This is a genomic window from Pseudoalteromonas sp. LC2018020214, from assembly GCF_016598755.1.
Taxonomy (GTDB): domain Bacteria; phylum Pseudomonadota; class Gammaproteobacteria; order Enterobacterales; family Alteromonadaceae; genus Pseudoalteromonas; species Pseudoalteromonas distincta.
Map to the genome: position 1 here is coordinate 1,209,516 of NZ_CP066804.1, position 14,021 is coordinate 1,223,536.

Genomic DNA, 14,021 nt, shown 5'->3' on the forward strand with positions numbered 1-14,021 from the left:
CTCCTTAGTAGCTACCATGAGTGTTGTTTTCAATTTCTTCAACCGTTACTCTGCGCCACATTTTTACGTAACACCAAGTGGTATAAGCTAAAATAAGTGGAACAAAAATACACACTGCAACAAACATTACATTGAGCGTTTTATGGCTCGATACCGCATCCCAAATTGTTAAGCTAATATTTGGATTATTGCTTGATGGCATAATAAATGGGAACAGTGAAACACCTGCTGTCATAATCACGCCAATTAACATTAAGCTTGTTGAAATAAGTCCAAGTGCTGGCTTATTTAATTTAGAAAACACAAGTGCACTTAATGCCATTGCAAAGGCTAAAATAGGGAAGGTCATTGTCCACGGACGATCGCTGTAATTACTTAACCAAGCACCTTGCGCTGTAGTGACTACTTTAGCTAGAGGGTCTGCATGACTTTGTGTATCAGCCATAGATACAACTTGGTAACCCGTTAAGTTAGCCACCCAAAAACCAGCTGCAGCAAATAACACGATAAACATAATAAGAGAATAGCGACCATATTGACCCGAACGCTCTGCGACCACACTTGCTGTTCTAAGTTGTAACCACATACCTGCATGCGCAACTAACATGGTAATACTCACTAAACCTGCAAGTAATCCAAATGGGTTAAGCAAGCCAAAAAATGATCCTTGGTAGCTAACACGCATAAGGTTATCAATATTAAACGGTACGCCTAAAAATAAATTACCAAACGCAACACCAAATACTAATGCTGGAATTGCGCTGCCTGCAAGCAAGCCCCAATCCCAGTTATTGCGCCAGCGTTTTGAGTCTACTTTACTGCGGTAATCAAATCCAAGTGGTCTAAAAAACAAAGCAAAGAGTACTAGCATCATGGCAAAGTAAAAGCCCGAAAATGCAGCTGCATAAACCATAGGCCACGCCGCAAATAACGCGCCGCCTGCAGTTATAAACCATACTTGGTTACCATCCCAATGCGGGCCAATTGTGTTTATTACTGTGCGGCGCTCTGAATCTGTTTTACCAACGAGGCGGAGCAACATAGCAACGCCCATATCCATGCCATCGGTAATAGCAAAACCAATAAGCAGTACACCAATGATCAACCACCAAAGCATTTTTAATGTTTCATAATCAAAAATCATGATTGCTCTCCTTCAGTTTTATCAGCTTTGTTTGGTAATTCAAAATGATACTTACCAGTATGTAGCGAGCTTGGTCCTTGCTTAACAAAGCGGATCATCAACCAGCCTTCAACAATGGCTAAACCAGTATAGAAAATAATAAACCCAGTTAAGCTTATTAAAATATCGTTTACTGTTAGTGACGACGTGGCTAAAAAGGTCGGCAGTATTTCAGATATAGCCCAAGGTTGGCGACCATACTCGGCAACAATCCAGCCAAATTCAATCGCTATCCAAGGTAGTGGAATACTCAATACGGCAGCCCATAACAACCAGCGTTTTTGCTCAATAACACGGTGTGCGTTGTAGTAAAATGCCAATATAAATACACCTAGCATGGCCACACCACAGGCAACCATAATCCTAAATGACCAAAACATAGGGCCTACTTTAGGAAAAGAGTCTTTAACTGCTTTTTGAATTTGTTCTTCAGTAGCATCTACAACATCTGGTGTGTAGCGCTTAAGTAGCAAGCCATAACCTAAATCATCTTTTAGAGTATTAAATTTGGCAATATTATCTGGCGTATCTTCACCGTTTCTGAGTTTTGTAAGGTATTCATAAGCAATCATACCGTTGCGAATACGTACTTCATGTTGTTTTTCTAGGTCGTTAATACCCGTTACTTGCTCATCTAGTGAGCGCGTAGCAATTAACCCAAGTGCGTAAGGTATTTTAACCGCCGCATGTGTTACTTGCTCTTCTGAATCAGGAAAACCAAATGCGGTAAACGCAGCCGGAGCTTCTTCTGTGTGCCATTCGGCTTCAATTGTGGCAAGTTTTACTTTTTGGACTTCGCCTACTTCGTAGCCTGATTCGTCACCGAGTAAAATTACACATAAAATTGACGCTAAACCAAAGCCTGATGCGACTGAAAAAGAGCGTTTAGCAAATGCTAAATCACGACCCTTCAATATGTACCAGCTACTAATACCAAGCACAAACATAGACGCTGCTACATAACCTGCCGATACGGTATGAATAAACTTAACTTGGGCTACAGGGTTAAACACAAGCTCTGCAAAACTGGTCATTTCCATGCGCATGGTTTGATAGTTAAATTCAGCGCCTACTGGGTTTTGCATCCAACCGTTGGCAATTAAAATCCACAGCGCCGACATGTTAGTACCAATGGCCATTAAAAAGGTCGCGCCTAAATGTTGGCGTTTAGAAAGCCTGTCCCAGCCTAAAAAGAACATACCTACAAAGGTCGATTCTAAAAAGAATGCCATTAAACCTTCAATTGCCAGGGGGGCCCCAAAAACATCACCTACGTAATGGGAATAATAAGACCAGTTAGTACCAAACTCAAATTCCATGGTAAGGCCTGTCGCCACACCAATAGCAAAGTTAATACCAAACAATTTTCCCCAAAACTTAGTCATATCACGATAAATTTCGCGACCGGTCATAACATAAACCGATTCCATAATAACTAAAATCCAGGTCATACCTATCGTTAACGGTACGAATAAGAAATGAAAGAGAGCGGTAACAGCAAACTGTAATCGCGATAGATCCACAAAGGTTTCATCTATCATTATTGGCTCCTTGAGAGTGACGGATTAACAGGGCAACATTTAATTGGCAAAGTTAAGGTTTAATGAACTTTCAGTAATTACTGAAAGTTTGTAATAGTATTTACTTTTGTGCAATTTTTGTCAACATACATATTAGTAAAACTTAATATATATTTCCTATGCTACATCAGTATTAAAAACAAACAACATAAAGCCTTAACTTAGGTGATAAAAAACCAGTTATTTAAAGCGTTTAACCAAACAGTAAAACACGGTAAACTAACAAGCATGAACGCCTGGTTTACTTGTGAAATAAAATCAAATGAATAAAGATAAAAAACAACTACGTATTGGTATTGTGGCAGGTGAACTGTCGGGCGATATTTTAGGTGAAGGCTTAATTAAAGCTCTTAAAAAACACTTTCCGGACGCTATTTTTGAAGGAATAGCAGGACCTAAAATGCAAGCGCAGGGCTGTAAAACACTTTACGACATGGATGAGCTTTCGGTTATGGGGCTTGTTGAGGTGCTAGGGCGTTTACCACGTTTGCTTAAAATACGTAAACAACTCGTGCAGCATTTTGTAGATAACCCACCTGATGTATTTATAGGTATTGATGCACCGGATTTTAACTTACGTGTAGAAAAGCCACTTAAAGATGCGGGTATTAAAACCGTGCAGTATGTAAGTCCGTCTGTTTGGGCGTGGCGCGAAAAGCGCATTCATACAATAAGTGCAGCCACTAACTTAGTGTTAGCATTATTACCATTTGAAAAAGAGTTCTACGATAAGCACCAAGTGCCATGTACATTTGTGGGGCATACCTTGGCTGACGACATAGCACTTGAGCACGACGATACTAAAGCACGAGAAGAACTCGGCTTAAGCCTTGATGACAAAGTACTGGCGCTGCTACCTGGTAGTCGAGGCTCTGAAGTTGGTTTGCTAAGCGAGACTTACATTAAAACAGCCGCGCAGTTGCAAGCTAAAAACCCCAATCTTAAAATTGTGGTGCCGTTGGTTAACGAAAAACGCAAAGCGCAGTTTAGTGATATATTAAACGCTACCGCACCAAACCTTAATGTTAACCTGCTTGATGGGCAATCAAAATTAGCGATGCAAGCTGCTGATGCTATTTTATTAGCCTCGGGCACAGCAACACTTGAAGGTATGCTTTATAAAAAACCAATGGTTGTGGGCTATAAAATAAAGCCTTTGAGCTATTGGATTTTTAAAACTTTATTTACGTTTAATATTAAGTACTTTTCGCTGCCTAATTTATTAGCCGACGAAGAGCTAGTGCCTGAGTTTTTACAAACCGAGTGTAATGTGACTAACTTAACAAACGCACTTACCCCTATGCTCAACACAGATAACAAAGAGCTAAAAGCACGCTTTTTAGCTATTCACGAAAAAATCAGATTAAATGCCAGTGAACAAGCAGCCAATGCTGTGGCGGAGTTAATAAATGCAAATTGATAGACCCAATGTATCCTTAATTGCTGGTGTAGATGAAGTAGGGCGCGGCCCGCTTGTTGGTGATGTAGTCACTGCCGCCGTCATTTTAGATCCCACTAAACCAATTGCAGGTTTAGCAGATTCTAAAAAATTAACGGATAAAAAACGCCAAGCACTTGCAGTTGAAATAAAAGAAAAAGCATTGTGCTACGCGTATGGACGCTGCAGTCCAACAGAAATTGATGAGTTAAATATTCTACACGCAACGATGCTTGCCATGACTCGCGCAGTAGAGGCATTAAGCACACAACCTGAATTTGTATTTATAGATGGTAATCGATTGCCAAAACTCACTATGCCAGCACAAGCTGTTGTTAAAGGTGATAGCTTAGTGGCCGAAATTTCAGCAGCGTCTATTTTAGCTAAAGTAGCACGCGATGACGAAATGCTTGAACTTGATGCACGCCACCCAGAATATGGTTTTGCAGGGCACAAAGGGTATCCCACTAAAGCGCACTTTGCAGCACTTGAACAATACGGTGCAATTGACGAGCATCGTAAAAGCTTTAAACCTGTGCAGCGCGTTTTGGCGCAAGCCAATGGTGAGGGCTAAGCATGGCTGCTCCTGATTTTGTTCATTTAAGAGTTCATTCAGACTTTTCGATGGTTGATGGCCTTGCTAAAACAAAGCCAATAGTCGCAAAAGCGCAAGAGCTGCAAATGCCAGCCATTGCAATTACTGATCAAATGAATTTTTGTGGTTTAGTGCGTTTTTATGGCGCCACGCATAATGCAGGTATTAAACCTATAGTGGGTGCTGACTTTTGGGTTCGTAGCCCAGAGTTTCCTGATGAGCCAAGCCGCTTAACCATATTAGCCAAAGACAACGACGGCTATAAAAATATTACCTTGCTGATATCTAAAGCGTATCAGCGTGGGCATGTATTTCATCGCCCTGTGATTGACCGCGAGTGGTTAGTTGAGCTAAAAGCAGGCTTAATTATTCTCTCAGGCGCTAAAGACGGTGACTTAGGTAAAGCGTTATTAAAAAATAATCCGACTGTAATTGAATCGGTTGTTAGTTTTTATAAGCAGCATTTTAGCGATAACTACTACCTAGAGCTTGTTCGCACCAATCGACCGCTTGAAGAAGATTACTTGCACATGGCGGTAGAGCTTGCTGCTAAAGAGCAGCTACCGGTTGTAGCGACCAACGAAGTGGTGTTTTTAAAGCCCGAAAACTTTGAAGCGCACGAAATTCGTGTTGCTATTTTTGATGGTTACACGCTCGATGATAAGCGCCGCCCTAAACGGTTCTCTGAAGAACAATATCTAAAAACACCTGAGCAAATGGCTGAGTTGTTTAGCGATATTCCAGAAGCCCTACAAAATACCGTAGAAATCGCTAAGCGTTGTAACGTAACTGTGCAATTAGGTACTTACTTTTTACCTGATTACCCAACCGGCTTGCTTAAAATTGAAGACTTTTTAGTTAAAGTGTCACAAGACGGCCTAGAAGAGCGACTACAGTTTTTATTCCCCGACGAAGAAGATAGAAAAGTAAAACGTGTTGAATACGATGAGCGTCTTGCAATTGAGCTCGGTGTAATCAACCAAATGGGATTCCCAGGTTACTTCTTAATCGTAATGGAGTTTATTCAGTGGAGTAAAGATAATAATATTCCAGTTGGACCTGGTCGTGGTTCCGGTGCGGGTTCGTTAGTTGCGTACGCGCTTAAAATTACCGACCTTGATCCACTTGAGTTTGACTTACTCTTTGAGCGATTCTTAAACCCTGAACGTGTATCAATGCCCGATTTCGACGTCGATTTTTGTATGGATAGACGAGACGAAGTAATTGATCACGTGTCGGCTTTGTATGGTCGGGATGCGGTTTCGCAAATTATTACCTTTGGTACCATGGCTGCAAAAGCGGTAATACGCGATGTAGGGCGAGTGCTTGGCCATCCTTACGGGTTTGTTGATCGAATTTCAAAATTGATTCCGGGTGACCCCGGTATGACACTTGCCAAAGCGTTTGATGTAGAACCGCGCTTGCAAGAAGCCTACGATGGCGACAATGAGGTAAAAGACTTAATCGACATGTGTCGCATCCTTGAAGGGTGTACACGTAATGCCGGTAAACATGCGGGTGGCGTAGTAATATCGCCAACCACTATTACCGACTTCGCTGCGCTTTATTGCGACGACGAAGGTAAGTTTCCAGTAACACAGTTTGATAAAAACGATGTAGAAACAGCCGGCCTAGTTAAGTTCGATTTCTTGGGTTTACGTACACTGACTATATTGCAGTGGGCGGTCGATATGACCAATGTGCGCATGAAGCGCCAAGGTAAAGACCCCGTTGATATAAACACCATTCCACTGGATGATAAAAAAAGTATTGAGTTGCTACTTCGCGCCGAAACGACTGCTGTATTCCAGCTAGAGTCGCGTGGTATGAAAGACTTAGTACGCCGCCTTAAGCCCGACTGCTTTGAAGATATGATTGCACTTGTGGCCTTGTTCCGCCCAGGTCCACTGCAATCAGGCATGGTAGATAACTTTATCGACCGAAAACTGGGCCGCGAAGAAATCTCATACCCAGATGCGCAGTATCAGCACGAAAGCTTAAAACCAATACTTGATCCAACCTACGGCATTATTTTGTATCAAGAACAAGTAATGCAAATTGCGCAAGTACTAGCAGGTTACACGCTAGGTGGCGCCGACATGCTGCGTCGTGCAATGGGTAAGAAAAAACCCGAAGAAATGGCAAAGCAGCGTTCAACATTTGAAGATGGCGCAAGAAATAACGGCATTGACGGCGAGCTTGCGATAAAAATCTTCGACTTGGTAGAAAAGTTCGCAGGTTACGGTTTTAACAAATCTCACTCAGCAGCTTACGCACTCGTATCGTATCAAACATTGTGGATGAAAACGCATCATCCTGCAGAGTTTATGGCTGCGGTAATGTCGGCCGATATGGATAACACCGACAAAATAGTTATTTTGGTGGATGAATGTGAAAACATGAAGCTCACCTTATTACCACCAGACGTAAATGCAGGTGAGTTTAAGTTTACAGTAAACCTTGAAGGTGAAATTGTTTACGGCATTGGCGCGATAAAAGGCGTAGGTGAGGCACCGGTTGAAGCAATTTTAGAAGCGCGTGCAAAAGGCGGCCCATTTAAAGATTTATTTGATTTTTGTGCCCGTGTTGATTTAAAACGCTTAAATAAACGTGTTACTGAAAAATTAATTTACGCAGGTGCTTTGGATCAATTAGGACCAGAGAAAACCCAATCTGGGCGTGCTACATTACTAGCTAGTTTAAAAGATGCTATGCGTGCGGCCGATCAACACAACAAAGCTGAGCAATTAGGACAAAGTGACTTATTTGGTTTATTAGCCACTGAGCCTGATGAAGTTGAACAAGCTTTTATTAAAGCCACAGGGCTTACTGATAACGAGTGGTTAGATGGCGAAAAAGAGACGCTAGGCCTTTATTTAACTGGGCATCCAATAAATCAGTACCGCCGTGAGCTTAGGCATTACACTAGCGGAAAAATAGTTGATTTACAGCCAACTAATCGTGATGTGTTTGCAACGGCCGCTGGTTTGGTGATTGCTTCTAGAGTATTAATTAATAAAAAAGGAAATCGTTGGGCCTTAGTAACTTTAGATGACAAGAGTGCACGGATTGATGTACGCTTGTATTCAGACGAGTTTGAAAAGTACCAAGATATGCTCCAAGTTAACAATATCTTGGTAATATCTGGACAGGTCAGCTTTGATAACTTCTCCGGTGGTATTACAATGACCGCCAGAGAAATAAACACCATTGCTCAAGCGCGTGAAAAGCGTATTAAAGCGATTAAAATGACGCTGAACATGGTGCAAATCGAGGCAGGTTTCTTCGATAAATTACAAAAAGTACTCGAACCCTATAAAATGGGAACGTGTCCGATCAAGGTTTATTACCAACGTCCAGATGCGTTGGCGCAATTAACTCTTGGGATCGAATGGTGTGTTACGCCAAGTGACGACTTAATCCATAAGTTATCACTAATGGCTGCGCAAGATGTAGAACTAGAATTTAACTAATTAGGTAGTTTAGAGCATGAGCCTCAATTATCTTGATTTTGAGCTTCCAATTGCAGAATTAGAAGCAAAAATTGAAGAATTACAAAGTATCAGCCGCGCTGGCGAATTAGACCTTGAGTTAGAAGAGGAAGTCAGCAAATTAAAAGAAAAAAGTGCCAAACAAAAACAGGAGATTTTTTCTAATTTAGGCGCTTGGCAAGTATCACAGTTAGCACGTCATCCGTTGCGTCCTTACACTCGAGATTATATCGAGCGCATTTTCACGGAATTTGACGAGTTTGCTGGCGATCGTACTTTTGCTAACGATCCAGCTATTTTAGGTGGCATTGCGCGTTTAGATGGCGAACCGGTAATGGTTATTGGCCAACAAAAAGGTCGTGATACTGCTGAAAAAATTAAACGTAACTTTGGTATGCCAAAGCCAGAAGGTTACCGTAAAGCATTACGCTTAATGGAAATGGCTGAGCGTTTTAAAATGCCAATCATGACCTTTATTGACACACCAGGTGCATACCCAGGTGTTGGCGCTGAAGAACGTGGTCAATCTGAAGCAATCGCACGTAACTTAAAAGTAATGGCGTCACTTAAAGTGCCGACAATATGTACGGTTATTGGTGAAGGCGGTTCAGGTGGTGCATTAGCGATTGGTGTTGGCGACAGAGTTAACATGTTGCAGTACAGCACTTATTCTGTAATTTCGCCTGAAGGTTGTGCGTCTATTCTTTGGAAAAGCGCTGACAAAGCACCGCTTGCAGCAGAAGCAATGGGTGTAACCGCAGAGCGCGTTAAAGAGCTAGACTTAATCAACAACTTAGTTGATGAGCCACTAGGTGGTGCACATCGTAATTACGATGCTATGGCACGTAACTTAAAAGTACGCCTTAAGCGTGACCTAGCAGACTTACAAGCACTTACGCTTGAAGAAATGCTTGATCAACGTTACAAACGTTTAATGTCGTTTGGTTATTGCTAAACACATTAATTGTTAAAAAAAAGCCGCTTATGCGGCTTTTTTGCTTTAAAATGCTCAGAGTTTTTATATAAAAGTGCGGCCATATGCATACAACAGCAGTTTATCAGCAATTAAAAAAATCACTAAATAGCTATATTGAGCAAGGTAACACTGTTTTTACTGTGGCGCTTTCTGGTGGTGTTGATTCTGTGGTGTTGCTGCATTTAATGCGTGCTTTAAGAGCCGATAACCCTGCAATTGATGTATCGGCTATTTATGTTCACCATGGCTTGAGCCAGTATGCCGATGACTGGCAACGCTTTTGCAAAAATGTATGTATTGAGCTTGATGTGCCTTTTAAAGTCGCAAAAGTTGTAATTGAGCAGCAGTCGCGTACGAGCCTTGAAGCCCAAGCTCGCGATGCACGTTACAAAGCACTTGATGAGCTAAGCTCACAAGGCAGCATTGTTTTATTGGGCCAACATTTAAACGACCAAGTAGAAACGTTTTTACTGCGCTTAAAGCGTGGCTCGGGTTTAAAAGGGCTTGGCGCCATGCACCAAGCGCGTTTGCTGCAAAGTAGCCGTGTATGTTTTAGGCCATTGTTAAACGTAAAGCGAAGCGATATAGAAGCGTTTGCAGCGCGCTTTAGTATTAACCACATAACTGATGACTCAAATACAGATGAAAGTTTTGACCGTAACTTTTTACGCTCAAAAATAGTACCTGTGTTAGCCGAGCGCTTTACTGGGTTTGAACAATGTACAGCACGAAGTATTGAGCTACTACAACAGCAGCAAACACTACTTGATGAGTACACTCAGCTTGATTTAAATAAGTGTATTAACGAGCACCAAGCACTGTGCATTAGCCAAATAAGTGAATACAGCTCAGCGCGTATTGCAAATATAGTACGTGCGTGGCTTGCATTATTTACACAAGTCATGCCATCGCAAAGGCAGCTTGAGCAAATTATTAATCAAGCAATGTGCGCAAAAAACGACGCACAAATGCGTATTGATTTGCTCGATGGGCAAATACGTCGTCATCAAGGTTATTTGTATTTTGTAACACCAAATGAAGTATTAACAGATATTGAGCTAAATCATTCACAGCTAAAACTTGCAGACGGGCGCTTATTAATTAAAAGCATTGGTTTTGGAGTAAGACCTCCACACTCAAATGAGCAAGTAATAGTGCGCTTTAATTGCAATAGCGCACGTATTAAACCATTTAAAAAGCCTGGTAGTAATACAGTTAAGCATTGGTTTAAAGATGCAAAAATAGCGCCGTGGCTACGCGCCAGTGTGCCACTTATTTTTTATAATGATGAATTAGTTCAAGTGGTTGGTTATTTTATAAGTGCTAAGCATGTTGATGAAAATGGTATTTTTTGGGAGTGTAAATAAATGAGTAAACAGCCGCATGTTGGCTTATCGTTAGTAACAAAAGCGCCAATGGGTATGCTAATAACAGCGCTTATTGCTGTTATCGCTAATGTTTTACTTGAGTTAAATATAGTCACGTTAGGTTATGCAGTCGCTGGTGGGATTGCATCTGCAGTACTTTTATTAGCTTATTGGTTAGGTAAAGGTGGATTGTTTTTTATTTTAGGCGTGAGCTTGCCACTGCTTTTAGTATTATTTACACCGCTTGCTACTATTACTGCATTACTTAATTTAATTAGCGGATTCTTTTTTGGTTTTTGTGCTGCGTTGTTTATTTATAAATTGGTAAGTGCAAAGCCTAGCGGGGGAAGCTAGGCTTTTTTATTTAATGCAGTTAAGTAAAGGCTAGTATGCTTTTGCGCAGTTTCTACCTGATGCCTTTGCTTTGTATAAACCTTTATCGGCTCGAGCAAATATCTCAGTTTCGCAATCTTGGCTGTTAGCTAAAGTAAAACCAATACTGGTTGTTACTTTGTATTTAGACATTAATGGCGATTTTCTTACTAAGCACATGATACGCTCAGCAATCACTTTATTAGTTGTAAACTCAGGGTCTTCAATAAGTAAAGCAAACTCATCACCACCAAATCTAAATACCGAATCAGTGCCGCGTATACTACTACACAGTACTTTTGAAAATTCTTTAAGTGTATCGTCACCAATTTTATGGCCGAAGTTGTCGTTAACTTGTTTAAAGTTATCTAAATCAAGCAACATTAAACTAAATGGACGTTGATAACGGCGACAGTTTTCAAGCTTTTGAAGTAAAAAATCATTAAATTGACTACGATTATTTAAACCGGTTAACGCATCCTTTGTGGCAAGCTTTAGTACTCGGCTATACATCATCGCATTACGAAGTGGATAAACCAGCGCAGTATGCAAAGTATGTAGCTTTTTCTCAATGGCTTGACCAAGCGGGAATTTACTAAAATAAATTAGCTGCCCTAAGTGGTCTTTATTAATCGCTAAATCAAAAATATAGGGTGTACTATTTGTATCACTTTGTGATGTTTGAGCAGTACCTAAAGTTGATTGAAACTGCAATCCAGAAAAATTGAGCAATTGTTTTGCAAATTTAGCGTAAATAGCCAGAACATCCTCGATCACTAAGCTTGTTTGTAGCTCTGCGACGAGTTCATGCGTTTCAGTTATTTCATTTGTAGGTGAGTGTTCAGCCGAAAACGGCAAAAAATCACCGCGACCAGACACACGCTGCGTCAAAATATGGACGTTTTCCATTAAATTCTCCCCCGAGGGTGTTACTTTGCAATAACTAAGCTATTTTTGTGCCATATTTTAAAATTGCATGAAAAACATATGGTTGTTATATTTACTTACAAGCTACTAGTTTAATTTAAACGCGAGGCTGCATTTGCAAAGTATTAATGCTCAAATTTTTGGCTTATTAGTCGCGGCAGTTCTTTTTGTGTGGTTTTTTAAGCGCATTGGCTTGCCGCCTATTTTAGCGTACCTAGCAACGGGGGTTTTAGCCGGTAGTCATGGTATTGGCTGGCTTGCACAATCTCACGAAATAGAGTTTGTAGCTGAACTGGGTATTGTGTTTTTGTTATTTAGTTTAGGGCTAGAATTTTCTATTTCTCGGCTAATGGCAATGCGAAACCTAGTATTTGGTTTGGGCTCATTACAAGTAGGTATAACCAGTTTACTCTTCATTATTATTCTATATTGCTTAAACTTTTCATTACTCACCAGTTTTACCATCGGCACAATTATGGCGCTTTCTTCAACCGCTGTAGTAGTTAAGCTATTAAAAGAAACGGGTGAGCTTAATCAGCGCCGTGGGCAATTAGCCGTTGGTGTTCTACTTTTTCAAGATATTGCTGTTGTTCCTCTATTAATAATACTTCCTTTATTTGCATCAAGTGACTCTCAAAGTATTGGCTGGGCTTTAGCGTTTGCCCTAAGTAAAGGCGCATTTGTATGTGTGCTTCTTTGGGCAATTGGTAAATGGGTATTGCCCATTGTGTTTAAAGAAATAGCGCAAGTACGAACCGATGAGTTATTTGTACTTACCACCATATTAGTCGCGTTGTTTGCAGGCTTTTTAACGTATATGTTTGGCTTGTCTATGGCATTGGGCGCTTTTTTAGCGGGAATGATGTTAGGTGAGAGCCATTACAGGCATCAGTTAGAGGCCGATATACGCCCATTTCGCGATATTTTAATGGGGCTATTTTTTGTTACTGTAGGTATGCAGCTAGATATTTTATTTGTACTGGGGCATATCGTAATAATTATTGGTGCCTTGCTGGGTTTACTGGTATTAAAAATTGCAGTGGTAGCCTTTAGCGCGCGGCTAATGCATGAGCGAAACCAAGATTCACTCGCCTGTGGCATTATGCTGTGGCAAATGGGGGAGTTTGGCTTTGTACTTATTGCACTTGCTGGCCAGCATCAATTATTAAATTCAGAGCAAGCTTCATTTTTAATTGCCCTTGGTGTGCTTTCAATGGCATTTACCCCATTTTTGATTGATAAAACGCCATTTATTTTAAAGCGTTTAGGCATACTCGATCGCCCAAGTTTGGCGCTCGAGAGTGAGCCACAAAGTAGTACGCTTTATAGTGACCATGTTGTTATTTGTGGTTTTTCGCGAGTTGGGCAAACTATAGCGCGTTTTTTAAAGCCCGAAGCAATTGACTATGTTGCGATTGAAAGTAACCCAATTTTAGTACAAGAAGGCAAAGCGGCGGGTGAGCCTGTCATATTTGGCTATGTTAAACAAAAAGATATTTTAAAGTGCGCAGGAGTAGAACGAGCTCGCTTGGTTATTATTACTTTTACAGAGTTTGATCATGCACAAGTTGTTATTGATGCCATAAAGCAAATAGCACCCAATGTTAAAATACTCATTCGTACCCGTGACGATAGCCAGCTAGATTATTTAAAAGAGCTAGGTGTAACCGAAGTAGTACCTGAGTCGTTAGAGGCAAGCTTAATGCTCGTGTCGCATGTGTTGTCTATGTCGGGAGTACCGATGACGCGTATTGTGCGAAGAGTAAGTAAAGAGCGTCGTAATCGTTATCCGTTAATGCAAAGCTTTTATGCAGGCTATTTTAAAGATAACGAAGATACATCAAGTGACCGGTTAGAGTACTTACATGTGGTTGCTCTGCCTGATAAAGCTTATGCAGTTAATAAAACAATCGAAAATCTAAATTTAGAAAAGCGTCGAGTACTGGTAAAAGCACTGCGCAGAGAAGGGGCCGAAATAGACACGCCATCAGCACAAACAACCTTATTGGCTAATGACGTTTTAGTGTTACAAGGTAAACCAAGGCGTGTTGAGCGGGTAGAGCACTACCTGCTCGACGGAATAGAATAACGT

Annotated in this window: 10 protein-coding genes; 7 read left to right on the forward strand and 3 right to left on the reverse strand. The window is 40.9% G+C overall.

The genetic code is table 11. The features are described from left to right. Positions 1–4: 4 nt before the first annotated feature. On the reverse strand, positions 5–1,144 hold the full coding sequence (gene cydB, locus JG479_RS05290) for a cytochrome d ubiquinol oxidase subunit II (RefSeq protein WP_325101148.1): 1,140 nt from the start codon (positions 1,142–1,144) through the stop codon (positions 5–7). Beyond that, on the reverse strand, positions 1,141–2,724 hold the full coding sequence (locus JG479_RS05295; RefSeq protein ID WP_149602339.1) for a cytochrome ubiquinol oxidase subunit I: 1,584 nt from the start codon (positions 2,722–2,724) through the stop codon (positions 1,141–1,143). Before JG479_RS05295 ends, cydB begins: the two co-directional genes overlap by 4 nt. A gap of 301 nt (positions 2,725–3,025) precedes the next feature. Between JG479_RS05295 and lpxB the strand changes: the two genes are divergently transcribed. From lpxB to JG479_RS05325, 6 genes are all read left to right on the forward strand, one after another. Further along, positions 3,026–4,183 carry a lipid-A-disaccharide synthase gene (lpxB, locus tag JG479_RS05300; RefSeq protein ID WP_182716205.1) on the forward strand — a complete coding sequence of 386 codons (1,158 nt, stop codon included), beginning with the start codon at positions 3,026–3,028 and terminating at the stop codon, positions 4,181–4,183. Beyond that, on the forward strand, positions 4,173–4,775 hold the full coding sequence (rnhB, locus tag JG479_RS05305; protein ID WP_165723758.1) for a ribonuclease HII: 603 nt from the start codon (positions 4,173–4,175) through the stop codon (positions 4,773–4,775). The genes lpxB and rnhB overlap by 11 nt, the downstream gene beginning before the upstream one ends. Before the next feature lie 2 nt (positions 4,776–4,777). Continuing rightward, positions 4,778–8,269 (forward strand): DNA polymerase III subunit alpha, encoded by a 3,492-nt coding sequence (gene dnaE, locus JG479_RS05310; RefSeq protein WP_200220087.1) that lies wholly within the window; start codon positions 4,778–4,780, stop codon positions 8,267–8,269. A 16-nt stretch (positions 8,270–8,285) separates the two neighbouring features. Next, positions 8,286–9,242, forward strand: coding sequence for an acetyl-CoA carboxylase carboxyl transferase subunit alpha (accA, locus tag JG479_RS05315; RefSeq protein WP_002958297.1), 957 nt, complete (start codon positions 8,286–8,288; stop codon positions 9,240–9,242). Positions 9,243–9,325: 83 nt separating this feature from the next. Continuing rightward, complete coding sequence (gene tilS, locus JG479_RS05320; protein WP_200220088.1) at positions 9,326–10,630, forward strand: tRNA lysidine(34) synthetase TilS; 1,305 nt, start codon at positions 9,326–9,328, stop codon at positions 10,628–10,630. Then, entirely contained in the window at positions 10,631–10,984 is a 354-nt protein-coding gene (locus JG479_RS05325) for a hypothetical protein (protein ID WP_024606283.1), read from the forward strand. A gap of 30 nt (positions 10,985–11,014) precedes the next feature. Here the strand turns inward: JG479_RS05325 and JG479_RS05330 are convergent, their stop codons facing one another. Next, on the reverse strand, positions 11,015–11,911 hold the full coding sequence (locus JG479_RS05330) for a GGDEF domain-containing protein (RefSeq protein ID WP_002958294.1): 897 nt from the start codon (positions 11,909–11,911) through the stop codon (positions 11,015–11,017). 133 nt (positions 11,912–12,044) lie between these two features. On the opposite strand from JG479_RS05330, the gene JG479_RS05335 reads away from it, so the two are divergent. Further along, positions 12,045–14,018, forward strand: a complete 1,974-nt coding sequence (locus JG479_RS05335; protein ID WP_024596261.1) for a monovalent cation:proton antiporter-2 (CPA2) family protein — start codon at positions 12,045–12,047, stop codon at positions 14,016–14,018. Positions 14,019–14,021: the final 3 nt, after the last annotated feature.

Coding starts and splice junctions, on each gene's coding strand:
- accA (WP_002958297.1), top strand. CDS start 8,286: ATGAGCCTCAATTATCTTGATTTTGAGCTTCCAATTGCAGAATTAGAA.
- JG479_RS05330 (WP_002958294.1), bottom strand. CDS start 11,911: ATGGAAAACGTCCATATTTTGACGCAGCGTGTGTCTGGTCGCGGTGAT.
- cydB (WP_325101148.1), bottom strand. CDS start 1,144: ATGATTTTTGATTATGAAACATTAAAAATGCTTTGGTGGTTGATCATT.
- rnhB (WP_165723758.1), top strand. CDS start 4,173: ATGCAAATTGATAGACCCAATGTATCCTTAATTGCTGGTGTAGATGAA.
- tilS (WP_200220088.1), top strand. CDS start 9,326: ATGCATACAACAGCAGTTTATCAGCAATTAAAAAAATCACTAAATAGC.
- dnaE (WP_200220087.1), top strand. CDS start 4,778: ATGGCTGCTCCTGATTTTGTTCATTTAAGAGTTCATTCAGACTTTTCG.
- JG479_RS05325 (WP_024606283.1), top strand. CDS start 10,631: ATGAGTAAACAGCCGCATGTTGGCTTATCGTTAGTAACAAAAGCGCCA.
- lpxB (WP_182716205.1), top strand. CDS start 3,026: ATGAATAAAGATAAAAAACAACTACGTATTGGTATTGTGGCAGGTGAA.
- JG479_RS05295 (WP_149602339.1), bottom strand. CDS start 2,724: ATGATAGATGAAACCTTTGTGGATCTATCGCGATTACAGTTTGCTGTT.